Here is a 23,111-nt window from a genome sequence, read left to right as displayed (position 1 = left end):
CCCAGCGATCGCCGTGCCGATCGTCCGGGAAAGAGGTACGTACTGTGGAAGCACATCTGACCGAATGGCTGAACCTGAGCATCCGCTGGGTTCACATGATCACCGGCATCGCCTGGATCGGCGCATCCTTCTATTTCGTCTGGCTGGAGAACAACCTCAACCGCAAGGCCCCGCGCGAGGGGTTGGCCGGTGACCTGTGGGCGATCCACGGTGGCGGCATCTACCACCTGGAGAAATACAAGCTCGCCCCGCCGAAAATGCCGGACAACCTGCACTGGTTCAAATGGGAGGCCTATTTCACCTGGCTGTCGGGCGTCGCCCTGCTGACCGTGGTGTTCTACCTGAACCCGACCCTGTACCTGATCGCCCCCGGCCTGGACCTCGCCCCGGCTGCGGCCATCGCCATCGGCGTCGGTTCCCTGATCGCCGGCTGGTTCATCTACGACCTGCTGTGCGACTCGCCCCTGGGCAAGCAGCCCGCCCTGCTCGGCCTGATCCTCTTCGTGCTGGTGATCGGCGCGGCCTGGGGCTTCACCCAGGTGTTCAGCGGCCGTGGCGCCTACATCCATGTCGGCGCGCTGATCGGCACCATCATGGTCGGCAACGTGTTCCGCATCATCATGCCGGCACAGCGTGCACTGGTTAAGGCCATCGAAGAGAACCGCACCCCGGACCCGGCGCTGCCGGCCAAGGGCCTGCTGCGCTCGCGCCACAACAACTACTTCACCCTGCCGGTGCTGTTCATCATGATCAGCAACCATTTCCCGAGCACCTACGGCAGCCAGTACAACTGGCTGATCCTGGCCGGGATCGCGGTGATCGCCGTTCTGGTACGCCACTACTTCAACACCCGCCACGACAGCAACAAGTTCGCCTGGACCCTCCCGGCCGGCGCACTGGGCATGATCTGCCTGGCCTTCGTCACCTCGCCGAACTACAAGGCCGCCACCGCGCCCGTCGCCAACGTCGCCCCGGCCACCGCACCGGCCAAGACCGAGGCCGCAGCGCCGGCAGCCACCAGTGAAGGCAGCAAGCCCGCCGAGCAGGCCCAGGCTCCGGCCCAGCCCGCCAACGCCCAGGCCAACGCCGGCGGCGCGGACTTCGACAAGGTCCACAGCGTGATCCAGGAACGTTGCTCCGTCTGCCATTCCGCCAAGCCCACCAGCCCGATGTTCACCGCGGCACCGGGTGGCGTGATGTTCGACACCCCGCAGCAGATCCAGGCCCTCGCACCGAAGATCCAGGCACAGGCCGTCGCCACCCAGATCATGCCGCTGGGCAACATCACCCAGATGACCCAGGCCGAACGCGACCTGATCGGTTCCTGGATCGCCGAAGGCGCCAAGACCAACTGATCTCGACCACGACGGGCCGCATCCCCAAGCTGCGGCCCGTGTTTCAAGCCTGCCCCAGGCAGGCTTTTTTTATCCTCTTCCGGCACGGCGTTCCGGTGCATGTCCCGCACCAGGCCCTGCCCTTTGTTCCGCGTGCCCCATCCACCGCCCACAGCAGGGCCTGGATGGCAGAAACATGAATACCAGGATAGCCGCCGGCCTTTGCCGGCTGCGGCCTAGACGGCTCAACAAAAACAAAAGCGCCAGAGGTGTTGCATGACCAAGCTGACCGAGCCCGAGCTCGCCATTCCGCCCGCCGATCAACGCCTGCCTTTGTTGCAACTCCTGCTCGTGGGCATCCAGCACGTGCTGCTGATGTACGGCGGCGCCGTGGCCGTGCCGCTGATCGTCGGCCAGGCGGCCGGTCTGTCCCGCGAGGAAATCGCCTTCCTGATCAACGCGGACCTGCTGGTGGCCGGTATCGCCACCCTGGTGCAATCGATCGGCATCGGCCCGGTGGGTATCCGCATGCCGGTGATGATGGGCGCGAGCTTCGCCGCCGTCGGCAGCATGGTGGTGATGGCCGGGATGCCCGGCGTGGGCCTGCAAGGCATCTTCGGCGCCACCATCGCCGCCGGCTTCTTCGGCCTGCTGCTGGCCCCCTTCATGGCGCGCATCGTGCGGTTCTTCCCACCGCTGGTCACCGGCACGGTGATCACTTCCATCGGCCTCACCCTGTTCCCCGTGGCCGTGAACTGGGCGGGTGGCGGCAGCAAGGCGGTGCAGTTCGGCGCCCTGGAGTACCTCGCCGTGGCCGCCCTGGTGCTGGGCATCATCCTGTTGGTCAATCGTTTCATGCGCGGCTTCTGGGTCAATGTCTCGGTGCTGATCGGCATGGCGGTCGGCTACGTCGTCGCAGGCGGCATGGGCATGGTCGACCTCACCGGCCTGGAGCAGGCGCACTGGTTCCAGGTGGTCACCCCGCTGCATTTCGGCATGCCCAGGTTCGAGCTGGCGCCGGTGCTGTCGATGTGCCTGGTGGTGGTGATCATCTTCGTCGAGTCCACCGGCATGTTCCTCGCCCTGGGCAAGATCACCGGCCGGGAGGTCTGCCCCAAGGCCCTGCGCCGCGGCCTGCTGTGCGACGCCGGCGCCTCCTTCTTCGCCGGTTTCTTCAACACCTTTACCCACTCCTCCTTCGCCCAGAACATCGGCCTGGTGCAGATGACCGGCGTACGCAGCCGCTACGTCACCGCCGTGGCCGGCCTGTTCCTGATCACCCTGAGCCTGCTGCCCAAGGCCGCCTTCCTGGTCGCCTCCATTCCGCCCGCCGTACTCGGTGGCGCAGGGCTGGCGATGTTCGGCATGGTCGCCGCCACGGGCATCAAGATCCTCCACGAAGCCGACATTACCGACCGCCGCAACCAGTTGCTGGTCGCCGTGAGCATGGGGATGGGCATGGCGCCGGTGGTGCGCCCCGAGTTCTTCGCCCACCTGCCCCACTGGATGGAGCCCATCACCCACAGCGGCATCGCCATGGCCACCGTCAGCGCGCTGGTGCTCAACATCCTGTTCAACATCCTGGGCGAGAAGGAGCGCAGCCGACACTGCGCCGCCCACTGAGCCTTGCTCCCACCTGGATGCACCGACCCGGTGAGGACAGGACTTCCCGCCCGCCTACAAGGCGGGCTTTTTTATGGGCATCCGCTTCCAAACGAGATGGCAAGGCACGTAACCGTAGGTTGGGCCGAGGCACGAAGCCCAACGTAGCCGAGCTCGATTCCGCTCCGTTGGGCCTCGCTGCGCTCGGCGCCAACCTACGGCTTCGTCCAGGGATTACGGGCTTTACAGGTCATCAGGGTAATCGCGTGGCGAGTCGATGGGTCGCAGCCAAAACGCACGATTTTCTGTACACAATTCTGATTTATTTTGTTACTCAGCCTGTAAACAGAATGCTATAGTCGCAAAACCTGACCCGCAGTTCAGTTTCCGAACGCGAGGCGGCCAGCGGGACGGCAGTCACCCGCAAGCCCACGACCTACAAAAACAACAGGCAGGCTTTGAACGATGAACACATCCGCACAGACCGGAACCTACGGCGCCGTCCGCAGCCCGGCGCACCCAATCCCCACTGCCCTGCCCGCCCCGCTCACGACACTCTCCACCGAGGCCTGCCCCCACGCGGCCCGGCGCACATCGCACGACGCAGCCGAACAGCCCAGCGCTGAAGATCGCCCGTCGCCGCCCCGGAATCCGAAGACCGACCGCGTCGTCATGACGAGCTGACGCCAGGACGGCCAACCCGGAATCCCTCCATGCATCCAGCAAGACCGCCCCGCTCCGCCGGGCGGCTCCCTGCCGGCTGCGTAGAGGCCAACCTGAAGCCCTGAAAATAAGGAAAACCGCATGAACCTGAAGCATCTGCCTCACTGCATCGCCCTTACCGCCGGCCTCCTGGCGGGAGGGCAGGCCCTGGCCGACGGCCCGCTGCTGTGGCAGAACAACAGCATCACCTACCTCTACGGCCAGGATTTCAAGGTCAACCCGGAAATCCAGCAGACCTTCACCTTCGAGCACGCCAGTGGCTGGACCTGGGGCGACCTGTTCATCTTCGCCGACCAGATCAACTACAACGGCAAGGCCGATGCCAACGCGGGCAACAACACCTACTACGGCGAGATCCAGCCGCGCCTGTCCTTCGGCAAGCTGCTCGACCAGAAGATCGCCTTCGGCCCGGTGACCGACGTGCTGCTGGCCGCCACCTACGAGCGTGGCGAGAACCGCACCCAGAACTACCTGCTCGGCCCGGGCTTCGACCTGGCCATCCCCGGCTTCGACTACTTCCAGCTGAACTTCTACTACCGCAAGCCCGACGGCATCACCAACAACCCGGCTGGACAGTGGCAGGTCACCCCGGTGTGGTCCTACACCATCCCGGTGGGCAACTCCGACATCCTCATCGACGGCTTCATGGACTGGGTGTGGAACAACAAGGACGGCACCAGCAGCCGTCCGAACGACCTGCACGCCAACCTGCACTTCAACCCGCAGATCAAGTACGACCTGGGCAAGGCCCTTAACCTGGGCGCCAAGCAGCTCTACGTCGGTGTCGAGTACGACTACTGGAGCAACAAGTACGGTATCGACGACGACAGCTTCCTCGGCGACGAGATCCTCGGCGGCACCGACCAGAACACCGCCAGCCTGCTGGTCAAGGTGCACTTCTGATCGCACCTGCTGCATGAAAAAAGGGATGGCGCGAAACGCCATCCCTTTTTCGTTGGCGGCAATGCCGCCGATACCCGCCGTCAGCTGGCGCGGGCCAGGTTGCGCAGGGCCTTGATCTGGTCATGGTTGCGCTGCACGCCGAGCAGTTGTTTCTCGACGATGGAGCGAGCCGGCGGCGGCAGCTCCTTGCCCAGCGCATCCTTGTAGGCCTTCAGCGCGACATCTTCACCGCGCTCGCATTCGTTGAGGATGGCGGCATCGTCCTTGCCGGTCACCAGGGCCTTGAGGTCAACCCAGCGACGGTGCAGGGCGCCGGCCACGCTGGAGGAGGTCTCCGGGTCACCGCCCATGGAACGCACCACCTGCTGCAGCTCGGCAGCGGCGCGGGCGCACTCCTGGGCGCGCTGGGTGAAGGTGGCTTTCAGCTGGGGGTTCTTCACATCCTCGGCGCATTCGAGAAACCCCTTTTCGCCATCCTTGCTGGTTTCGATCAGGTCGTTGAGAACGGAAATAGCCTTGTGGTTATCCATCGTGCTTTCCTCTTTTCCGGTAGGGATTCCAGCCGAGTTCTTCCTCAGCCACTCAGAGAAATGGACCGGGGCGGTTTTCCGATGGTTCAAGGTTTCGGCCACGAGCAATGCCGGAGCGACACCTGCGCGATGCGGTGAAGCGCGAAGAGCGGGCCTCGCAGACAGGAAGACCCGCTCATCGACCAGATGACGTACAGCAGGGGTCAGGGTCTGCCGGACTCACCTTTGCGCTTCTGCCGCTCCAGGTAGTCCACCTTCCACTGCTCCAGCCCCATGTACTCGGTATCGAGGTTGGCCTCGACGCGATAGCGCGCCTTGAGCGCGTCCACTTCGGCCTTGTGCGACACCAGGAAGCGGTCGAAGCGCTGCACCAGCTCCGGGTGCCGGGAGCTGGAGAGGTGGAAAGTGCCACGGGTGTGCGGCAGCGACGGGTCGAACACCAGCGCACCGGGGCGGGCGCGGATGTTGTCCAGGTAATAGGTGGCGACCACCACGTTGAAGTAGGCGCCGTCAGCCTGCTTCTTCAGGGCCTGGCGGATCATCTGCCGCAGGTCGCTGCCCTGCACCGGCTGTACCTTGCCCTCGTCGATCCGCGACTGGTAGCCACGGGGCGTCCAGCCCTGCACCAGGGCCAGGCGCCGCAGGCCGTCGATGCCCTGCCCGACCCGCTTCGGGTCCACCAGCACGCCATCCACGTAGCCCACCACCGGCGCGCTGTAGGCCATGGGCTTGCCGGCCTTGACCTCATCCGCCCATTCGGGGCTATCCGGGTATTTCAGGTCCACCTCGCCCTTGACCAGGCGCCCGGCCAGCTCGGTGACCGGCAGCGCGCGGTAGCTCAGTTCGATGTGCTCGGCCTGCGCGAACAGGTCCAGCACCTCGCGGGCGAAGCCGCGGTATTCACCCTGTTCGTCGACCCAGTAATGCGGCTGGAAGGACAGGCGCTCGACGCCCACGACATAGCTTTCCCCATGGGCCGCGCCCAGGGGCAGCAGGCCGGCCAGCAGCCAGCCCAGATAGCTCGCTCTCAAAGGACTCTCCTCGTCTTCGGGTAGGTGCCGGCCGCGACACGAGCCGCGGCCGGCGCGCCATCACTCGCCCAGCACCAACTGATGAGCGAGGCGGTTGTGGCGCTCGATCACGCGTGGCAGGTCGACGGTCATCAACTGGCCATCCTTCACCACCAGGCGACCGTTGATCACGCTGTGGGAGACCTGGGCCGGGGCGCAGAACACCAGGGCCGCCAGCGGATCGTGGAGGGCGCCGGCGAAGGCGATCTGGTTCAGGTCGAAGGCGACGAAGTCCGCCGCCATGCCCGGGGCCAGGGCACCGATGTCGTCACGGTTGAGCACCTTGGCGCCGCCCAGGGTGGCGATCTCCAGCGCCTCCCGCGCGGTCATGGCATCGGGGCCGAAACCGACGCGCTGCAGCAGCAGGGCCTGGCGCACCTCGCCGATCATGGTGGCGCCATCGTTGGAGGCCGAGCCGTCGACACCCAGGCCGACCGGGACGCCGGCATCGCGCATGCGGCGGATCGGCGCGATGCCCGAGGCCAGGCGCATGTTCGAGCAGGGGCAGTGGGCGACACCGGTGCCGGTGCGGGCGAACAGGTCGATGCCGTGCTGGTCGAGCTGGACGCAGTGGGCATGCCACACGTCATGGCCGACCCAGCCCAGGTCTTCGGCGTATTCGGCGGGGGTCATGCCGAACTTCTCGCGGCTGTAGGCGATGTCGTTGACGTTCTCCGCCAGGTGGGTGTGCAGCGACACGCCATACTGGCGCGCGAGCACCGCCGCCTCGCGCATCAGGTCCTGGCTCACCGAGAAGGGTGAGCACGGCGCCACCACCACCCGCAGCATCGAGCCATGGGACGCGTCGTGGTAGTCCTCGATCAGGCGTTGGGACTCCTTGAGGATGTCCGCCTCCTTCTCCACCACCGAGTCCGGCGGCAGGCCGCCCTGGCTGCGGCCGACGCTCATGCTGCCGCGCGCGGCGTGGAAGCGCATGCCGATCTCGCCGGCGGCGTGGATGCTGTCGTCCAGCTTGCAGCCGTTGGGGTAGATGTAGAGGTGGTCGCTGGAGGTGGTGCAGCCGGAAAGGATCAGCTCGGCCATCGCCGTCTGGGTGGAGACCTGGATCATCTCGGGGGTCAGGCGTGCCCAGATCGGGTAGAGGTTGGTCAGCCAGTTGAACAGCTCGCCGTCCTGGGCGGCCGGCACCACGCGGGTGAGGCTCTGGTACATGTGGTGGTGGGTGTTGACCAGGCCGGGGATGACGATGTGGCCCTTGAGGTCCAGCACCTCGTCCGCGCTCTGCGGCAACTCGGCGCTCGGCCCCACCTGGCGGATGACGTTGTCCTCGATGAACAGGCCGCCCTGCCTGATCTCGCGGCGCTCGCCATCCATCGTGACCAGCAGGTCAGCGTTCTTCACCAGCAATGTCTTGCCCATGCGTATTCTCCTCAGCCCTTCAGGGCGCTTTTGTTCTTGAAAAGGAATGCAGCAACGGATCGGGTTGCTGGGAGACGGACCGGCAAGGCGCGCCCTCGAAGACAGTACGGTTCGTACGGCAAGAGGGCGCAACGCAGCCGGGCCTAAGCCCAGCAGCCCGATCAGCCGCCGGTGGTGCTCATGAAGCGGACTACCTGTACCTGGGAATCCGCATCGAAATGGTGCCGCTCCGGCTTCAGCCTCAGGGCATCCACCAGGGCCGCGCGCAGCCGCTCGCCGTCACCGGGGTGACGACGGATCAGTGCCTTGAGGTCCAGTGCACCTTCATGGCCGAGGCACAGCACCAGCTTGCCTTCGGCGGTGACGCGCACACGGTTGCAGTCGCCGCAGAAGTTGCGGCTGTGGGGGGAAATGAAGCCGACCTGGGTGTCGCTGCCGATCACCTGCCAGTAGCGCGACGGACCACCGGTGCGATGGCTGCTGGGCAGGAGCTGGAAGCGTCGCCCGACCCGCTCGCGCACCTCTTCGGAGGTGCAGAGGGTGACCTTGCGTTCGTGGCTGGAGATGCTGCCCAGGGGCATCTCCTCGATGAAGCTGATGTCCAGGCCATGCTCGACGGCGAACGCCACCAAGTCCTCGACCTCATCGTCGTTACGGCCTTTCTGCACCACGGTATTGAGCTTGATGCGCTGGAAGCCGGCGTCGCGCGCGGCGTCGATGCCGGCCAGCACCTGGTCGAGGCAATCACGACGGGTGAAGGCGGCGAAGCGCTCGCGCTGCAGGGAATCGAGGCTGATGTTGAGACGGGTGACGCCGGCGGCGCGCAGGTCGCGCGCCATGTGGGCGAGCTGCGAACCGTTGCTGGTGATGGCCAGGTCTTCCAGCTCGCGGCGGGCACCGAGCCGCGCCAGCAGGCCGGTGAGGCCCTTGCGCACCAGCGGCTCGCCACCGGTCACGCGGATGCGCCTGACCCCGAGCCCGATGAAGGCATCGGCCACGGCATAGAGCTCTTCGAGGCTGAGTATCTGCGCCCGCGGGGCGAAGACCATGTCTTCGCTCATGCAGTAGGTGCAACGGAAGTCGCAACGGTCCGTGACCGAGAGACGCAGGTAGGTGATCCGGCGACCGAAGGGGTCGCGCAATGTGCTGTCTTGCATGGTGCAGCCTGCCGCAACACGCGCCGGTCGGGACCCCGGCGGCATGGACGGATGCGGAATAAAAACAGAAATCCAAAATCTTGTATACAGAAACCTGTCGGACCGTCCCCTCGCCACCCCTCCCCCGCTTGCTTGAGAGGCCCGGGAGGCCGGTGCTACCATGCCCGACCGCTCGCCAGCCGACCCGTGACGGCCACATGGCGAGTGAACAGAGGAGCAGATGTGAGCAGCATTCGCGAGCGCAATAAAGAGCTGATCCTGCGGGCAGCCAGTGAAGAGTTCGCCGACAAGGGTTTCGCCGCCACCAAGACCAGCGACATCGCAGCCAAGGCCGGCCTGCCAAAGCCCAACGTCTACTACTACTTCAAGTCCAAGGAGAACCTCTACCGCGAGGTGCTCGAAAGCATCGTCGAGCCGCTGCTGGCCGCCTCCCACCCCTTCAATGCGGGCGGACACCCGGGCGATGTGCTCAAGGCCTACATCCGCTCGAAGATTCGCATCTCCCGCGAGCTGCCCCACGCCTCGAAGGTGTTCGCCAGCGAGATCATGCACGGTGCGCCGCACCTGTCCGCCGAGCAGACCGCCCACCTCAACGAGCAGGCCCGCCACAACATCGCCTGCATCCAGGGCTGGATCGACCAGGGGCTGATGGCCAGGATCGACCCCAGCCACCTGCTGTTCAGCATCTGGGCCGCGACCCAGACCTACGCCGACTTCGACTGGCAGATCTCCGTCGTCACCGGCAAGGCCTCGCTCAGCGACGCCGACTACGAAGCCGCCGCCGACACCATCATCCGCCTCGTGCTCAAAGGCTGCGAAGTGCAGGAAGCCCCCCAGGCGCAGAGCGCCTGAGGGAACCCCTTCAGGCCTTGAAGGTGAGCACCGGGCTGAACCGGGCAATCACCGCCACCGTCTCCTCCTCCACCTGCGAGCGCACCACCTCGCCGATCTCCTTGTAGGCGCCGGGCGCCTCCTCGATCATCCGCTCCTCGCGCGTGGTGATGCACTGCACCCGCTCCAGGCCGAGGATGCCCGGGTCCTTGCGCCCCTTGAAGAGGATCTCGCTGCGCGACATGGAGCGCCCCGCCCCATGGCTGGCGGAGCTCAGCCAGCGCGGGTTGCCGAGCCCGGTGAGCAGGTAGGAGTCGTGCCCCATGCTCCCGGGGATCAGCAGGTCCTGCCCCGCATAGGCCGGCGTCGCCCCCTTGCGGTGGACGTTGCCCTGCGGCTCCTGCAGCACGATGTTGTGCGGCACATCCACCAGCAGCGGTGCCTCGGTGTCGGGGCCGAACAGTTCGCGGGTCCGCTGGCGCACCATCTCGGCGATCAGCGCCCGGTTGGCGTCGGCGTAGTGAGCCGCGCTGTGCATGGCCAGCAGGTAGTGCCCGGCCATCTCGCCCACCAGGGCGAAGACCTTCGACTCGGGATGCTTCATGCCCTTGGGCCAGAGCTCCCGGGCCTTGTCCATCCAGCGCCGGCCGACATGAAAGCCCACGTCCCGGGAGCCAGTGTGGATCATCACAACCACCTGCCCCACGGTCAGCCCGCGCTCGAAACAGGCGCGCCGATCGACCAGCTCGGTGACGACCTGCACCTCGACGAAGTGGTTGCCGCCACCGATGGTGCCCAGCCCCGGATCCCGCAGCACGGCACGACCCGTGTTCTGCAACGCCTCCGGGGCGTAGGCCGCCGAGCCACGGACGAAGGACGAGGGGTGCAGCCCCGCCAGTTCGCGTGTGACCTGCTCCAGGTCGAGCCGCGCCAGGAGACCGTCGCGAGCGGAGCGACGTCCCACGGCGTCCCAGAAATCACCGAGCCCGCCTTCGAACAGCGCCGTCATCTCGCCTGGCGCCGTGGGGATGTTGCGGGTGCCGCCCAGCAGGTCGCCCCGCACGCGCTCCACCCACTCGGCCTTGCGTGCAAGGAAAGCATCGTAGTGGATGCCCAGCCGATGCAGGCGCATGCCGCAGTTGATATCGGTGCCGATGCTCTGGGGAATCACCATCTCGGGGCTGGTGACGATGACCGCGCCCACCGGGATGCCGGAGCCGGCGTGGAAGTCCGGCGTCGCGCAGGCGCAACGCACCTCGCCGCCGTCGGGGTGGGAGACACCGGCGAAATCCAGCAACTGCAACACCGCCTTCTCCTCGATGGGAAAGGATTCGGGCAGCAGGATGCTGGCGCCCAGGCCGGCGCGGTTGAGCGAGGAAACGGACAGGGTATTGCCGTTGACGCGGCTGATGGACACGCCGGCTCGGGCCAGCTTCTGCTGGACCCGCTTGAAGGGAGTCTTCTTCATGGAATGCTGCTTTTTCGACAGACGAAAAAAGACATCGCCGCAATGGCGATGTGGTTGTCCGTCAGCAGCAGAAAGGGACGGCGCGGATGTTAGCGGCATCGCCAGGGCGATTCAACACCTGCGCCAGAGTGCCTCCCGGGGGGCGGGAGGCACGGGAGGGTCAGGCCGCCGCGATGCCGGCGTCGGCCTTGAGGCCCACCGATTCCACGCCGCTGATGGCGCACTGCTCGTCGATATCGGAGGTGTCGCCGCTGATGCCGATGGCGCCGATCACCTCCCCCGCCAGATTGCGGATCAGCACGCCACCCGGCGCAGGCACGAGGTTGCCGTCGGCCAGGTTGTTCACCGCGCCGATGAAGGCCGGGCGCTGCTGCGCGTCGGCGGCGATCAGGCGCGAGCCCTTGCCGAGGGCGACGGCGCCCCAGGCCTTGCCGATGGCGATCTGCGGGCGAAGCATGCTGGCGCCATCTTCACGCTGCAGGGTGATCAGGTGGCCGCCGGCATCCAGCACGGCAATGGTCAGGGGCGCGGTTCGCAGTTCGCGGCCGATGGCCAGGGCGCGGTTGGAGATGCTGACAGCGGTTTCCAGGGACAGGGTGCTCATCGTGAGGCTTCCTCGGGTAGTGGTTGAAGCGGACGCACGTCGCCGGGTTGCTGTGGCCATCACGGAGCCGGTTGCACGAATGGCGGCGCTTTTCTCAACTATCTCACCGAACACAAAAAAATCAATATTGATATACAATTAATTTCTTCTTTGTATACATTTATTCGCCATCCGCTCCAGATAGGCGCTGAAAGCCGCGTCAAACGGGCGTTTTAAAGAAACCCTGACCTGCGACATTTCGCCCGACAAATCTCCTTGACCCTTCAGTCGGCACCTGAATAGAATCCGCCACAAGCACCTTGTATACAATTTTCACAAGAAAAGAGGCACAAAACATGGCCAAAATGAGAGCAATCGAGGCCGCCGTCCTGGTGATGCGCCGCGAAGGCATCGACACCGCGTTCGGCATCCCCGGCGCCGCCATCAACCCGCTGTACGCCGCACTGAACAAGATCGGCGGCATTGACCATGTCCTGGCCCGCCACGTCGAGGGCGCCTCGCACATGGCCGAGGGCTACACCCGCACCAACCCGGGCAACATCGGCCTGTGCATCGGTACGTCCGGCCCTGCCGGCACCGACATGGTCACCGGCCTGTACTCGGCCTCCGCCGACTCCATCCCGATCCTCTGCATCACCGGCCAGGCCCCTCGTGCCCGCCTGCACAAGGAAGACTTCCAGGCCGTCGACATCACCAGCATCGTCAAGCCGGTGACCAAGTGGGCGACCACCGTCCTCGAGCCGGGCCAGGTGCCCTACGCCTTCCAGAAGGCCTTCTTCGAAATGCGCAGCGGCCGTCCCGGCCCGGTGCTGATCGACCTGCCCTTCGACGTGCAGATGGCCGAGATCGAGTTCGACATCGACGCCTACGAGCCGCTGTCGGTGAACAAGCCGTCCGCCACCCGCATCCAGGCCGAGAAGGCCCTGGCCATGCTCAATGAGGCCGAGCGCCCGCTGATCGTTTCCGGCGGCGGCGTGATCAACGCCAACGCCTCCGACAAGCTGGTCGAATTCGCCGAACTGACCGGCGTACCGGTGATCCCGACCCTGATGGGCTGGGGCACCATCCCCGACGACCACGCCCTGATGGCCGGCATGTGCGGCCTGCAGACCTCGCACCGCTACGGCAACGCCACGCTGCTGGAATCGGACCTGGTGTTCGGCATCGGCAACCGCTGGGCCAACCGCCACACCGGCTCCGTCGACGTCTACACCCAGGGCCGCCGCTTCATCCACGTGGACATCGAGCCCACCCAGATCGGCCGCGTGTTCACCCCGGACCTGGGCATCGTCTCCGACGCCGGCTCTGCGCTGGACGCCTTCCTCGAAGTCGCCCGCGAGTGGAAAGCCGCCGGCAAGCTGAAGGACCGCAGCGCCTGGGTCGAATCCTGCCGCGAGCGCAAGCGCACCCTGCAGCGCAAGACCCACTTCGACAACGTGCCGGTCAAGCCGCAGCGCGTGTACGAGGAAATGAACGAGTTCTTCGGCAAGGACACCTGCTACGTCAGCACCATCGGCCTGTCGCAGATCGCCGGTGCCCAGTTCCTGCACGTGTACAAGCCCCGCCACTGGATCAACTGCGGCCAGGCCGGCCCGCTGGGCTGGACCGTTCCCGCCGCCCTCGGCGTGGTCAAGGCCGATCCGAGCCGGCCGGTGGTGGCGCTCTCGGGTGACTACGACTTCCAGTTCATGATCGAGGAACTGGCCGTGGGCGCGCAGTTCAACCTGCCCTACATCCACGTGCTGGTGAACAACTCCTACCTGGGCCTGATCCGCCAGGCGCAGCGCGGCTTCGAGATCGACTACTGCGTGCAGCTGTCCTTCGACAACGTCAACGCACCGGAGCTCAACGGCTACGGCGTGGACCACGTCGCGGTGGTCGAGGGCCTGGGCTGCAAGGCCATCCGCGTGTTCGACGCCAACGAACTGCAGGGCGCCTTCGCCAAGGCCCGCAAGCTGATGGAAGAGTTCCGCGTACCGGTCGTGGTCGAGGTCATCCTGGAGCGTGTCACCAACATCTCCATGGGCACCGAGATCAACGCGATCAACGAGTTCGAGGAGCTGGCCCAACGCGGCGCCGACGCCCCGACCGCCATCTCGCTGCTGGACTGACGAGCAACGCCCCCTCTCCCGTTCGTGGCGGGAGAGGGAGGTCTACCGAGGAGAATCTTCATGCCCCGTTTTGCCGCCAACCTGTCCATGCTGTTCACCGAAGTGGACTTCCTGGACCGTTTCGCCGCCGCTGCCGACGCCGGTTTCACCGGTGTCGAGTACCTCTTCCCCTACGACTTCCCGGCCGAGGAGATCAAGGCCCGCCTGGACGCCAACAAGCTGGAACAGGTGCTGTTCAACCTGCCCGCCGGCGACTGGGGCAAGGGTGAGCGCGGCATCGCCTGCCACCCGGACCGCGTCGAGGAATTCCGCGCCGGCGTCGACAAGGCCATCGCCTACGCCAAGGTGCTCGGCAACCAGCAGGTCAACTGCCTGGCCGGCATCCGCCCCCAGGGCCCGGACTGCGCCACCGTCGAGAAGACCTTCGTCGACAACCTGAAGTACGCCGCCGAGAAGCTGCAAGCCGCAGGCATCCGCCTGGTCATGGAAATGATCAACACCCGCGACATCCCCGGCTTCTACCTGAACACCACCCGGCAGGCCCTGGCGATCCGCGAGAAGGTCGGCAGCGCCAACCTGTTCCTGCAGTACGACATCTATCACATGCAGATCATGGAAGGTGACCTGGCGCGCACCGTGGAAGGCAACCTCGCCGTGATCAACCACGTGCAGCTGGCCGACAACCCGGGCCGCAACGAGCCGGGCACCGGCGAGATCAACTACCGCTTCCTCTTCGAGCACCTGGACCGCATCGGCTACCAGGGCTGGGTCGGCTGCGAGTACAAGCCCGCCACCACCACCGCCGCCGGCCTTGGCTGGCTGAAAACCCATAACGCCATCTAAGAAAGAGGTAATCCACATGGCCAAGATCGGATTCATCGGCACCGGCATCATGGGCAAGCCCATGGCTCAGAACCTGCAGAAAGCCGGCCACACCCTGTTCTTCTCCGAGCACTTCGACAAGGCGCCCGCCGACCTGCTCGGCGACAACGGCATCGCCCTGGCCAACCCGCGCGAAGTGGCCCAGGAAGCCGAGTTCATCGTCATCATGGTTCCGGACACCCCCCAGGTCGACGACGTACTGTTCCGCAAGGACGGCGTGGTCGAGGGCGTCGGCGCCGGCAAGGTGGTGATCGACATGAGCTCCATCTCCCCTTCCGCCACCAAGGTCTTCGCCGAGAAGGTCAAGGCCACCGGCGCCTCCTACCTGGACGCCCCGGTGTCCGGCGGGGAAGTCGGCGCCAAGGCCGCGACCCTGAGCATCATGGTCGGTGGCTGCCCGAACGCCTTCGAACGCGCCCTGCCGCTGTTCCAGGCCATGGGCAAGAACATCACCCGCGTGGGTGGCAACGGTGACGGCCAGACCGCCAAGGTCGCCAACCAGATCATCGTCGCCCTGAACATCCAGGCCGTCGCCGAAGCCCTGCTGTTCGCCGCCAAGAACGGCGCCGACCCGGCCAAGGTGCGTGAAGCGCTGATGGGCGGCTTCGCCGGCTCGAAGATCCTCGAAGTGCACGGCGAGCGCATGATCAAGGGCACCTTCGACCCGGGCTTCCGCATCAGCCTGCACCAGAAGGACCTCAACCTGGCCCTGTCCGGCGCCCGCGAGCTGGGCCTGAACCTGCCCAACACCGCCAACGCCCAGCAGGTCTTCAGCACCTGCGCCGCCATCGGCGGCAGCAACTGGGACCACTCCGCGCTGGTGAAGGGCCTGGAGCACATGGCCAACTTCTCCATCCGCAAAGAGTAAGCCGCTTTCGCCAGGCACCCGCCCGGCACCCCTTTCGACCTTCCTGGCCGGCGGAGTCACGGCCCAATGGCCAGGTGGGTCGATTCCAGTCCTGAAGGGTCGTGTACGACCCTTCAGGACTGCAATCGGCCTAGAAAGCCCCTCAGAACAAGAATTCAGCGCCCCTCCGGAGTCTGTCATGTCATTCGATCCGCAAAGCCTGCTGCGCGACCTCTTCGCTACCGCCATCGCCGCCGCCCACCCGCGCCAGGTCCTGGCCGACCACCTGCCCGCCGACCGCAGCGGCCGCCTCATCGTCATCGGTGCCGGCAAGGCCGCGGCCGCCATGGCCGAGGTGATCGAGCAGGAATGGCAGGGCGAGATCACAGGCCTGGTGGTAACCCGCTACGGGCATGGCGCCAATTGCCGCCGCATCGAGGTGGTGGAAGCAGCGCACCCGGTACCGGATGCTGCCGGCCTGGAGACCGCCCGGCGCGTGCTGGAGCTGGTGAGCGGCCTGAGCGAAAGCGACCGGGTGATCTTCCTCCTCTCCGGCGGCGGCTCCTCGCTGCTGGCCCTCCCCGCCGAGGGCATCAGCCTCAAGGACAAGCAGGCGATCAACAAGGCGCTGCTGAAGTCCGGCGCCGCCATCTCCGAGATGAACTGCGTGCGCAAGCACCTCTCCGCGATCAAGGGCGGTCGCCTGGCCAAGGCCTGCTGGCCGGCCAGCGTCTACACCTACGCCATCTCCGACGTGCCCGGCGACGAAGCCACGGTCATCGCCTCCGGCCCCACCGTCGCCGACCCGACCACCTCGGCGGAGGCCCTGGCAATCCTCGTGCGCTACCAGATCGAGGTGCCGGCCAACGTCCGCGCCTGGCTGCAGGACCCGCGCTCGGAGACCGTGAAGCCCGGTGACCCGGTGCTCTCGCGCAGCCACTTCCAATTGATCGCCACGCCCCAGCAATCCCTCGATGCCGCTGCCGAGAAGGCCCGCGCCGCCGGCTTCACCCCGCTGATCCTCGGCGATCTGGAAGGCGAGTCCCGCGAGGTGGCCAAGGTCCACGCCGGCATCGCCCGGCAGATCGTCCTCCATGGCCAGCCGATCAAGCCGCCCTGCGTGATCCTCTCCGGCGGCGAGACCACCGTCACCGTGCGCGGCAACGGCCGTGGCGGGCGCAACGCCGAGTTCCTGCTGAGCCTCACCCACACCCTCAAGGGCTTGCCCGGCGTCTACGCCCTGGCCGGCGACACCGACGGCATCGACGGCTCCGAGGACAACGCCGGCGCCATCATGACCCCGACCAGCCACGCCCGCGCCGCGGAGCTCGGGTTGTCCGCCAGCGACGAGCTCGACAACAACAATGGCTACGGCTACTTCGCCGCCCTCGACAGCCTGATCGTCACCGAGCCGACCCGTACCAACGTCAACGACTTCCGCGCCATCCTGATTCTCGAGAGCCCCGCACAATGACCTCCGACAAGAAAGTCAAAATCCTCGCCACCCTCGGCCCGGCCATCAAGGGCGTCGACGACATCCGCCAGCTGGTGGAGGCCGGGGTCAACCTGTTCCGCCTGAACTTCAGCCACGGCGAACATGCCGACCACGCCCAGCGCTACCAATGGGTGCGCGAGGTCGAGCGCCAGCTGGCCCGCCCGATCGGCATCCTCATGGACCTCCAGGGGCCCAAGCTGCGGGTCGGCCGTTTCGCCGAAGGCAAGGTCCACCTGGAGCGCGGCCAGGCCCTGCGCCTGGACCTGGACACGACCCCGGGCGACGCCAGCCGGGTCAACCTGCCCCACCCCGAGATCATCGAAGCCCTGCAGCCGGGCATGAACCTGCTGCTGGACGACGGCCGCCTGCGCCTGCAGGTGACCGCCAAGCACGCCGATGCCATCGACACGCGGGTGATCGCCGGCGGTGAGCTGTCCGACCGCAAGGGCGTCAATGTCCCCGAGGCCGTGCTGCAGCTGTCCCCGCTGACCGCCAAGGACCGCCGCGACCTCGATTTCGGCCTCGAGCTGGGCGTCGACTGGGTCGCCCTCTCCTTCGTCCAGCGCCCCGAGGACATAGTCGAGGCCCGGGGCCTGATCCAGGGCCGCGCCGCGCTGATGGCCAAGATCGAGAAGCCCTCCGCCGTGCAACACCTGGAAGAAATCGCCCGCCTCTGCGACGCCATCATGGTCGCCCGTGGCGACCTGGGCGTCGAAGTGCCGGCCGAGAACGTGCCGCGCATCCAGAAGGACATCATCCGCACCTGCCGCCAGCTCGGCCGCCCGGTGGTGGTCGCCACCCAGATGCTGGAATCCATGCGCTTCTCCCCGGCGCCGACCCGCGCCGAGGTGACCGATGTCGCCAATGCCGTGGCCGAAGGCACCGACGCCGTGATGCTCTCGGCCGAGACCGCCTCCGGTGACTACCCGCTGGAAACCGTGCAGATGATGAGCAAGATCATCCGCCAGGTGGAACAGGGCCCGGACTTCCAGTCCCAGCTCGACGTCAGCCGCCCGCAGGCCGAAGCCACCGCCTCGGACGCCATCAGCTGCGCCATCCGCCGCATCAGCAGCATCCTCCCGGTGGCGACCCTGGTGAACTACACCGAGTCCGGCAGCTCCAGCCTGCGCGCCTCCCGCGAGCGCCCCAAGGCACCGATCCTCAGCCTCACCCCGAGCCTGGAGACCGCCCGCCGCCTGACCGTGGCCTGGGGCGTCTACTCGGTGGTCAACCAGCGCCTGGACAAGGTCGAGGACGTCACCGGCACCGCGCTGGAGATCGCCCGCGCCCAGGGCATGGCCCGCACCGGCGACACCCTGGTGATCACCGCCGGCGTGCCCCTGGGCCAGCCCGGCTCCACCAACATGCTGCGTATCGCCCACCTGGACTGATCCAGCCGCGGCCACGGCGCGCGCAGACGCACCGGGCCGCCCTGCTCCGGCAGGTCGAATGCCATCCGCAGGCGCCACGTCCCAGGGACGGGCGCCTTTTCCCTTTCAACCGGCCACACCATGCGACACCTTCCTCTGCCTTGCGATGCCCGTTCCTGGGCCAGTGCCCAGCTCAACGGTTTCAGCCAGATCTTCCTGCAGCGCCACCCCGGCTGCGGCGCCCTGCTGCTCTGCGCCATCCTCGTCGGCGCGCCGCAGTTGCTCGGCGGTGCCCTGCTCGGCGGTTTCGCCAGCTGGCTCACCGCCCTGCGCCGGGGCTACCCGCGCGAGGACGTGGAAGCCGGCCTCTACGGCTACAACGGCGTGCTTCTGGGCATGTTGCTGGGTGCGCGCTTCGAGTGGACGCTGCACCTGCCGCTGCTGATCGTCTGTTGCGCCGGCCTTTCCACCCTGCTGCTGCACCGCCTGTTGCGCAACGCGCGGGAGCGCGAGTGGCTGCCCGCCTTCACCAGCCCCTTCGTCGGCTTCGGCTGGGTGCTGCTGTGGCTGGCCCATGGGCTGCAGCTGACCGCTCCAGCGGCGGCGCCGGCGGTCGTTCTCGACGCCGATAGCATCGGCCTGCTCCTCGCCCTGCTGCGCGGCTTCGGCCAGGTGATCTTCCTCGCCGACCCGCTGGCCGGGGCCTGCGTGCTCCTCGCCCTGCTCCTGGCCTCCTGGCGGGTGGCGCTCTGGGCGGCGTTCGGCAGCGCCCTGGCGCTGGCATTGGGCCTCTGCCTGAAGCTGCCCACCGACACGCTGCTGGCCGGCCTGTTCAGCCTCAACGGCGTGCTCATCGGCATCGCCCTGGGCAAGCGCCTGGCCAGCCTGCCGGTGGTCGTCATCGGCGTCGCCCTCGGCGTGCTGCTGCAACCCGGCTTCGCCACCTTCGGGCTGCCCGCCATGACCGCGCCATTCATCCTCGCCTGCTGGCTGGTGATCGCCGGCGGCCGCCTGCTGCGCCAGAACGGCACGCGGCAGCGCCCCACCCATATGCGCCACTGAAAGGGCGGCTCTGCTAAGGTTCGTTTCCTGAGGAGGACTCCATGGCCGAGGCACACAGCAGGCGCGAGCGTCTGTACAGCATCATCTTCCAGGCCGACACCCCGGCCGGGCGGCGCTTCGACACCTGGCTCATCTGGCTGATCCTGGCCAGCCTGGCCATCGTGCTGCTGGACAGCGTCGAGCACATCCACCGTCGCCACGCCGGCCTGCTGTCCGGGCTCGAGTGGGCGATCACCGCGCTGTTCATCGCGGAATACCTGCTGCGCCTGTACAGCGCGCCGAAGCCGCTGCGCTACGTCTTCAGCTTCTTCGGCCTGGTGGACCTGATGGCGATCATCCCCGGGGTGGTCGCGCTCTTCTACCCGGATGCCCAGTACCTGTTGATCGTCCGCGCCCTGCGCCTGGTGCGGGTGTTCCGCATCTTCAAGCTGCGCCACTACCTGGTGCAGGCGAACTTCCTGCTCAGCGCGCTGCGCGGCAGCCGGCAGAAGATCGCGGTGTTCCTGCTCAGCGTCTCGACATTGGTGGTGGTGTTCGGCGCGTTGATGTACGTGATCGAAGGCCCGGAGAACGGTTTCACCAGCATTCCCACCAGCATCTATTGGGCGGTGGTGACCCTGACCACCGTCGGCTTCGGCGACATCACCCCGAAAACGCCACTGGGCCAGGCAGTGGCCAGCCTGGTGATGATCACCGGCTACTCGATCATCGCCGTACCCACCGGTATCTTCAGCGCCGAGCTGGCCAACGCCATGCGCCAGGACGGACAGCTGGACCGGGAGTGCGCCACCTGCCGCAAGCGCACACACGAATCCGCCGCGAGCTTCTGCAGCCGCTGCGGCAACCCGCTTTTCCCGCGAGGAGGCGAACATGAAACACCTTGATCAGGCACGTTGGGACGCCCTCTGGCTGCGCCTGGGCGCGCCCGCACCCGAAGGCAGCTTCGATCAGCTGCGTGAGGCCTACGGTGCGCCCCAGCGCCAGTACCACAGCACCGCCCACATCAGCGCCTGCCTGGGCCACTTCGACGAATGGAGCCACTTGGCGGACCACCCCGACCGGGTCGAACTGGCGCTCTGGACCCACGACCTGGTGTACGACCCGCAGCGCCAGGACAACGAGGCCGCCAGTGCCGAACAGACGGTCGCCTGGCTGCTCCAGGCCGGGCTTGGCGAGCACGGCGAGGCGCTGCGCGGACTGATCCTCGCCACCCGCCACATGGAACCGCCGCGTGCCGGTGATGCCGAGCTGGTGGTGGACCTGGACCTGTCGATCCTGGCAGCACCGCCCTCGCTCTACGAGGCTTACGAAAAGGCCGTGCGCGCCGAGTACGAATGGGTGCCGGAACCGCTGTTCCGAGCCGGGCGCAGCAAGCTGCTGAAGCAGTTGCTGGACATGCCCCGCCTCTACCACAAGGCACCGCTGGCGCAGCGCTGGGAGCAGCCCGCGCGCAAGAATCTGCTTGGCGCCCTGCAGGCCTTGGCCTGAGAATAAGCAAATTCGTTTTCAGTATTTAAAAGAATATATGGCACACCGCTATATTCCCTTGCTCTCACCCCCTAGAAGGAACGATCCGTGAAACGTCTGTTCTCCGCTTCGCTGCTGGCAGCGGGCCTGGCACTGGCCAGCGCGGCCCAGGCCGCCCCTACCCTGCTCAACGTCTCCTATGACGTGATGCGCGACTTCTACAAGGACTACAACGCCGCCTTCCAGAAGCACTGGCAGCAGGAGAAAGGCGAGAACATCACCCTGCAGATGTCCCACGGCGGCTCCAGCAAGCAGGCCCGTGCCGTGATCGACGGGCTGCCCGCCGACGTCATCACCATGAACCAGGCCACCGACATCAACGCCCTGGCCGACAACGGCGGCCTGGTGCCGCAGAACTGGGCCGAGCGCCTGCCGAACAACAGCGCCCCCTTCACCTCCGCCACCGTGTTCATCGTGCGCAAGGGCAACCCCAAGGGTCTGAAGGACTGGCCGGACCTGCTCAAGGACGGCGTCCAGGTGGTGGTGCCCAACCCCAAGACCTCCGGCAACGGCCGCTACACCTACCTCTCCGCCTGGGGCTACGTGCTGAAGAACGGTGGTGACGAGAACAAGGCGAAGGAGTTCGTCGGCAAGCTGTTCAAGCAGGCGCCGGTGCTCGATACCGGTGGCCGCGCCGCCACCACCACCTTCATCCAGAACCAGATCGGCGACGTACTGGTGACCTTCGAGAACGAAGCCGAGATGATCGCCCGCGAATTCGGCCGTGGCGGCTTCGAGGTGGTCTACCCGAGCGTCTCCGCCGAAGCCGAGCCGCCGGTGGCCGTGGTCGACAAGGTGGTCGACAAGAAAGGCACCCGCGAGGCCGCCGAGGCGTACCTGAAGTACCTGTGGAGCGACGAGGGCCAGACCATCGCCGCCAACAACTACCTGCGCCCGCGCAACCCGGAGATCCTCGCCAAGTTCGCCGACCGCTTCCCCAAGGTCGAATTCCTCTCCGTGGAGAAGACCTTCGGCGACTGGCGTGACGTGCAGAAGACCCACTTCAACGACGGTGGCGTCTTCGACCAGGTCTACACCGGCCAGTAAGCCGGGCGGCAGACACGAAAACGGCGACCCTCGGGTCGCCGTTCTTCTTTGTGGATCAGGCCGGAACCGCCAGCCTCACTGCCCGAAGGTGCTGGCCCATTCGCCGAACTTCATGCACAGGCCGAAGCTCATCACGTCATCGGTATCGGCCAGGCAGTTGACCGCCAGGCGCGCCGTGCCCCCCTTGGCGTAGTCGCTCGCGCAGGCCTTCTCGTTGCGTTTCATCTCCTTGTAGGCCGTGTCCATCTTGTACATCGCGTCGTCCAGCTGCGCCTGGGTCGCGCGCTTCTGGCGCACGGCCTCGCGACCGATCTTCTGCGTCTCGGTGATCAGCGACGGCATGCGGCGGATGGCGGCGGCACATTGCACCATGCCTTTCTGGTGCAGTTGCCCGGGGTTCAGCTCTTCCTCGTCGTCCTCGAACAGGGTGCTGCGCGAGGAGGTGCGCTGGAGCTCGGAGTCGTCCAGGCCCTGGATGGTGTTCACCTGAAGCTTCTGCTCGGTGACATTGCGGCTTTCCGGTGGCGGGGTATCGGTGAAATGCACCTTCCCCTGTTCGTCGCGCCACTGGTAGACCTGGGCGAGAACCGGCTGGGCGATGAGCATGGCCAGAAAGGCCAGGGCGATGCGAGCGAACATCCTTGTGCTCCAAATGGCAGAACGCCAGCACAGTACACAAGGGCTGCCAGGCTGTCCACGCGCCGTGGTGACGGTGGTCGGAACGGCATGACCGCGCGTCAGGACGCGCGACCGGGCTCAGGGATGGCGGCGCCCGAGGCCGGCGGGCACGCCGCTGGAATCGGTGGGCTGCCAGGGGCCGTTGGGGCTGTTGGACCAGTGCCAGCCCTGGTCCCAGTGGTAGTAGGTGCGCTCGCGGTAGTAGAGGTCCTGCTCGCCCTCGAGTACGTACACCCCGAGCGCGGTGTCCCAGTAGCAGGCAACGCCGGGCGGCGGCGCGTAGCGCGGGTGGCTCTTCATGCGCGTGACCTTGGGCGGCAGCGGCTGGGACGGCGTCACTGGCGGGCGGTTCTGCTGGCCGGGCGGCGGCAGCTGTTGCGGCGCGGCAGGCCCGCCGCCGTGCTCGGGCGCCGGCGGCTGCAAGGAGCAGCCGGCGAGACCGAGGAGCAGGCAGGCAAGGGAAAGTCGAAGGGTCGAATTCATGGCTGCG

At 66.6% G+C, this 23,111-nt stretch carries 21 protein-coding genes; 13 read left to right on the top strand and 8 right to left on the bottom strand.

Translation table 11 applies throughout. The annotated features are described in order from the left end of the window. The first annotated feature begins 44 nt into the window (after nucleotides 1-44). From WFQ67_RS11850 to WFQ67_RS11840, 3 genes are all read left to right on the top strand, one after another. Complete coding sequence (locus WFQ67_RS11850; protein ID WP_337056968.1) at nucleotides 45-1,355, top strand: urate hydroxylase PuuD; 1,311 nt, start codon at nucleotides 45-47, stop codon at nucleotides 1,353-1,355. A 255-nt stretch (nucleotides 1,356-1,610) separates the two neighbouring features. Beyond that, complete coding sequence (locus WFQ67_RS11845) at nucleotides 1,611-2,957, top strand: nucleobase:cation symporter-2 family protein (RefSeq protein ID WP_337056967.1); 1,347 nt, start codon at nucleotides 1,611-1,613, stop codon at nucleotides 2,955-2,957. Nucleotides 2,958-3,740: 783 nt separating this feature from the next. After that, nucleotides 3,741-4,562 (top strand): outer membrane protein OmpK, encoded by an 822-nt coding sequence (locus tag WFQ67_RS11840; protein ID WP_213625426.1) that lies wholly within the window; start codon nucleotides 3,741-3,743, stop codon nucleotides 4,560-4,562. 80 nt (nucleotides 4,563-4,642) lie between these two features. Here the strand turns inward: WFQ67_RS11840 and WFQ67_RS11835 are convergent, their stop codons facing one another. The 4 genes from WFQ67_RS11835 to moaA form a co-directional block, all read right to left on the bottom strand. Continuing rightward, nucleotides 4,643-5,092, bottom strand: a complete 450-nt coding sequence (locus WFQ67_RS11835; protein ID WP_213625427.1) for a PA2169 family four-helix-bundle protein — start codon at nucleotides 5,090-5,092, stop codon at nucleotides 4,643-4,645. 203 nt (nucleotides 5,093-5,295) lie between these two features. Beyond that, entirely contained in the window at nucleotides 5,296-6,108 is an 813-nt protein-coding gene (locus WFQ67_RS11830) for a substrate-binding periplasmic protein (RefSeq protein WP_213630625.1), read from the bottom strand. 75 nt (nucleotides 6,109-6,183) lie between these two features. Further along, nucleotides 6,184-7,542 carry an 8-oxoguanine deaminase gene (locus tag WFQ67_RS11825; RefSeq protein WP_263150222.1) on the bottom strand — a complete coding sequence of 453 codons (1,359 nt, stop codon included), beginning with the start codon at nucleotides 7,540-7,542 and terminating at the stop codon, nucleotides 6,184-6,186. Between the two features lie 161 nt (nucleotides 7,543-7,703). Continuing rightward, nucleotides 7,704-8,699, bottom strand: a complete 996-nt coding sequence (gene moaA / locus WFQ67_RS11820) for a GTP 3',8-cyclase MoaA (RefSeq protein WP_213625429.1) — start codon at nucleotides 8,697-8,699, stop codon at nucleotides 7,704-7,706. Nucleotides 8,700-8,921: 222 nt separating this feature from the next. On the opposite strand from moaA, the gene WFQ67_RS11815 reads away from it, so the two are divergent. Beyond that, entirely contained in the window at nucleotides 8,922-9,551 is a 630-nt protein-coding gene (locus WFQ67_RS11815; protein WP_111260842.1) for a TetR/AcrR family transcriptional regulator, read from the top strand. A gap of 10 nt (nucleotides 9,552-9,561) precedes the next feature. Here the strand turns inward: WFQ67_RS11815 and WFQ67_RS11810 are convergent, their stop codons facing one another. Both WFQ67_RS11810 and WFQ67_RS11805 read right to left on the bottom strand, forming a co-directional pair. Beyond that, nucleotides 9,562-10,998 carry an RtcB family protein gene (locus WFQ67_RS11810; RefSeq protein WP_337056965.1) on the bottom strand — a complete coding sequence of 479 codons (1,437 nt, stop codon included), beginning with the start codon at nucleotides 10,996-10,998 and terminating at the stop codon, nucleotides 9,562-9,564. A 160-nt stretch (nucleotides 10,999-11,158) separates the two neighbouring features. Further along, a complete protein-coding gene (locus WFQ67_RS11805; protein ID WP_337056963.1) occupies nucleotides 11,159-11,602 on the bottom strand; it encodes a GlcG/HbpS family heme-binding protein in 444 nt (147 codons plus the stop codon). A 335-nt stretch (nucleotides 11,603-11,937) separates the two neighbouring features. Between WFQ67_RS11805 and gcl the strand changes: the two genes are divergently transcribed. The 9 genes from gcl (at nucleotide 11,938) to WFQ67_RS11760 (ending at nucleotide 21,943) form a co-directional block, all read left to right on the top strand. Next, nucleotides 11,938-13,713: a glyoxylate carboligase gene (gene gcl, locus WFQ67_RS11800; RefSeq protein WP_263150227.1), complete on the top strand. Its 1,776-nt coding sequence runs from the start codon at nucleotides 11,938-11,940 to the stop codon at nucleotides 13,711-13,713. Nucleotides 13,714-13,773: 60 nt separating this feature from the next. Further along, the gene (gene hyi / locus WFQ67_RS11795; protein ID WP_173177864.1) at nucleotides 13,774-14,556 is read left to right on the top strand and encodes a hydroxypyruvate isomerase; all 783 of its coding nucleotides are present in this window, start codon (nucleotides 13,774-13,776) and stop codon (nucleotides 14,554-14,556) included. Between the two features lie 16 nt (nucleotides 14,557-14,572). Next, complete coding sequence (locus WFQ67_RS11790; RefSeq protein ID WP_337056962.1) at nucleotides 14,573-15,463, top strand: 2-hydroxy-3-oxopropionate reductase; 891 nt, start codon at nucleotides 14,573-14,575, stop codon at nucleotides 15,461-15,463. Between the two features lie 178 nt (nucleotides 15,464-15,641). After that, entirely contained in the window at nucleotides 15,642-16,916 is a 1,275-nt protein-coding gene (locus tag WFQ67_RS11785; RefSeq protein ID WP_337056961.1) for a glycerate kinase type-2 family protein, read from the top strand. Beyond that, nucleotides 16,913-18,328, top strand: a complete 1,416-nt coding sequence (gene pyk, locus WFQ67_RS11780; RefSeq protein WP_213625433.1) for a pyruvate kinase — start codon at nucleotides 16,913-16,915, stop codon at nucleotides 18,326-18,328. Before WFQ67_RS11785 ends, pyk begins: the two co-directional genes overlap by 4 nt. A gap of 120 nt (nucleotides 18,329-18,448) precedes the next feature. Continuing rightward, nucleotides 18,449-19,369: an urea transporter gene (locus WFQ67_RS11775; RefSeq protein WP_337056960.1), complete on the top strand. Its 921-nt coding sequence runs from the start codon at nucleotides 18,449-18,451 to the stop codon at nucleotides 19,367-19,369. Between the two features lie 41 nt (nucleotides 19,370-19,410). Continuing rightward, the gene (locus WFQ67_RS11770) at nucleotides 19,411-20,253 is read left to right on the top strand and encodes an ion transporter (RefSeq protein ID WP_337056959.1); all 843 of its coding nucleotides are present in this window, start codon (nucleotides 19,411-19,413) and stop codon (nucleotides 20,251-20,253) included. Next, a complete protein-coding gene (locus WFQ67_RS11765) occupies nucleotides 20,240-20,857 on the top strand; it encodes an HD domain-containing protein (protein WP_213625436.1) in 618 nt (205 codons plus the stop codon). The genes WFQ67_RS11770 and WFQ67_RS11765 overlap by 14 nt, the downstream gene beginning before the upstream one ends. A gap of 87 nt (nucleotides 20,858-20,944) precedes the next feature. After that, nucleotides 20,945-21,943: a sulfate ABC transporter substrate-binding protein gene (locus tag WFQ67_RS11760; RefSeq protein ID WP_271103350.1), complete on the top strand. Its 999-nt coding sequence runs from the start codon at nucleotides 20,945-20,947 to the stop codon at nucleotides 21,941-21,943. Nucleotides 21,944-22,018: 75 nt separating this feature from the next. On the opposite strand, the gene WFQ67_RS11755 is transcribed toward WFQ67_RS11760, so the two are convergent. Both WFQ67_RS11755 and WFQ67_RS11750 read right to left on the bottom strand, forming a co-directional pair. Continuing rightward, a complete protein-coding gene (locus WFQ67_RS11755; RefSeq protein ID WP_213625438.1) occupies nucleotides 22,019-22,582 on the bottom strand; it encodes a DUF4124 domain-containing protein in 564 nt (187 codons plus the stop codon). A 117-nt stretch (nucleotides 22,583-22,699) separates the two neighbouring features. After that, nucleotides 22,700-23,104, bottom strand: a complete 405-nt coding sequence (locus tag WFQ67_RS11750; RefSeq protein ID WP_337056957.1) for a hypothetical protein — start codon at nucleotides 23,102-23,104, stop codon at nucleotides 22,700-22,702. Nucleotides 23,105-23,111 lie beyond the last annotated feature (7 nt).

The sequence above is a fragment of the Pseudomonas sp. USHLN015 genome (genome assembly GCF_037153275.1).
GTDB classification, from domain to species: Bacteria; Pseudomonadota; Gammaproteobacteria; order Pseudomonadales; family Pseudomonadaceae; genus Metapseudomonas; species Metapseudomonas tohonis.
The sequence above is the reverse complement of the archived record's forward strand: the minus strand, read 5'-3'. Positions and strand labels throughout refer to the sequence as shown.

Excerpts from the sequence above, each read along its gene's own strand:
- WFQ67_RS11805 (WP_337056963.1), bottom strand. The coding sequence starts at position 11,602 with ATGAGCACCCTGTCCCTGGAAACCGCTGTCAGCATCTCCAACCGCGCC.
- WFQ67_RS11790 (WP_337056962.1), top strand. The coding sequence starts at position 14,573 with ATGGCCAAGATCGGATTCATCGGCACCGGCATCATGGGCAAGCCCATG.
- WFQ67_RS11765 (WP_213625436.1), top strand. The coding sequence starts at position 20,240 with ATGAAACACCTTGATCAGGCACGTTGGGACGCCCTCTGGCTGCGCCTG.
- hyi (WP_173177864.1), top strand. The coding sequence starts at position 13,774 with ATGCCCCGTTTTGCCGCCAACCTGTCCATGCTGTTCACCGAAGTGGAC.
- moaA (WP_213625429.1), bottom strand. The coding sequence starts at position 8,699 with ATGCAAGACAGCACATTGCGCGACCCCTTCGGTCGCCGGATCACCTAC.
- WFQ67_RS11785 (WP_337056961.1), top strand. The coding sequence starts at position 15,642 with ATGTCATTCGATCCGCAAAGCCTGCTGCGCGACCTCTTCGCTACCGCC.
- WFQ67_RS11825 (WP_263150222.1), bottom strand. The coding sequence starts at position 7,542 with ATGGGCAAGACATTGCTGGTGAAGAACGCTGACCTGCTGGTCACGATG.
- WFQ67_RS11750 (WP_337056957.1), bottom strand. The coding sequence starts at position 23,104 with ATGAATTCGACCCTTCGACTTTCCCTTGCCTGCCTGCTCCTCGGTCTC.
- gcl (WP_263150227.1), top strand. The coding sequence starts at position 11,938 with ATGGCCAAAATGAGAGCAATCGAGGCCGCCGTCCTGGTGATGCGCCGC.
- WFQ67_RS11770 (WP_337056959.1), top strand. The coding sequence starts at position 19,411 with ATGGCCGAGGCACACAGCAGGCGCGAGCGTCTGTACAGCATCATCTTC.
- pyk (WP_213625433.1), top strand. The coding sequence starts at position 16,913 with ATGACCTCCGACAAGAAAGTCAAAATCCTCGCCACCCTCGGCCCGGCC.
- WFQ67_RS11755 (WP_213625438.1), bottom strand. The coding sequence starts at position 22,582 with ATGTTCGCTCGCATCGCCCTGGCCTTTCTGGCCATGCTCATCGCCCAG.
- WFQ67_RS11840 (WP_213625426.1), top strand. The coding sequence starts at position 3,741 with ATGAACCTGAAGCATCTGCCTCACTGCATCGCCCTTACCGCCGGCCTC.
- WFQ67_RS11835 (WP_213625427.1), bottom strand. The coding sequence starts at position 5,092 with ATGGATAACCACAAGGCTATTTCCGTTCTCAACGACCTGATCGAAACC.
- WFQ67_RS11810 (WP_337056965.1), bottom strand. The coding sequence starts at position 10,998 with ATGAAGAAGACTCCCTTCAAGCGGGTCCAGCAGAAGCTGGCCCGAGCC.
- WFQ67_RS11775 (WP_337056960.1), top strand. The coding sequence starts at position 18,449 with ATGCGACACCTTCCTCTGCCTTGCGATGCCCGTTCCTGGGCCAGTGCC.
- WFQ67_RS11845 (WP_337056967.1), top strand. The coding sequence starts at position 1,611 with ATGACCAAGCTGACCGAGCCCGAGCTCGCCATTCCGCCCGCCGATCAA.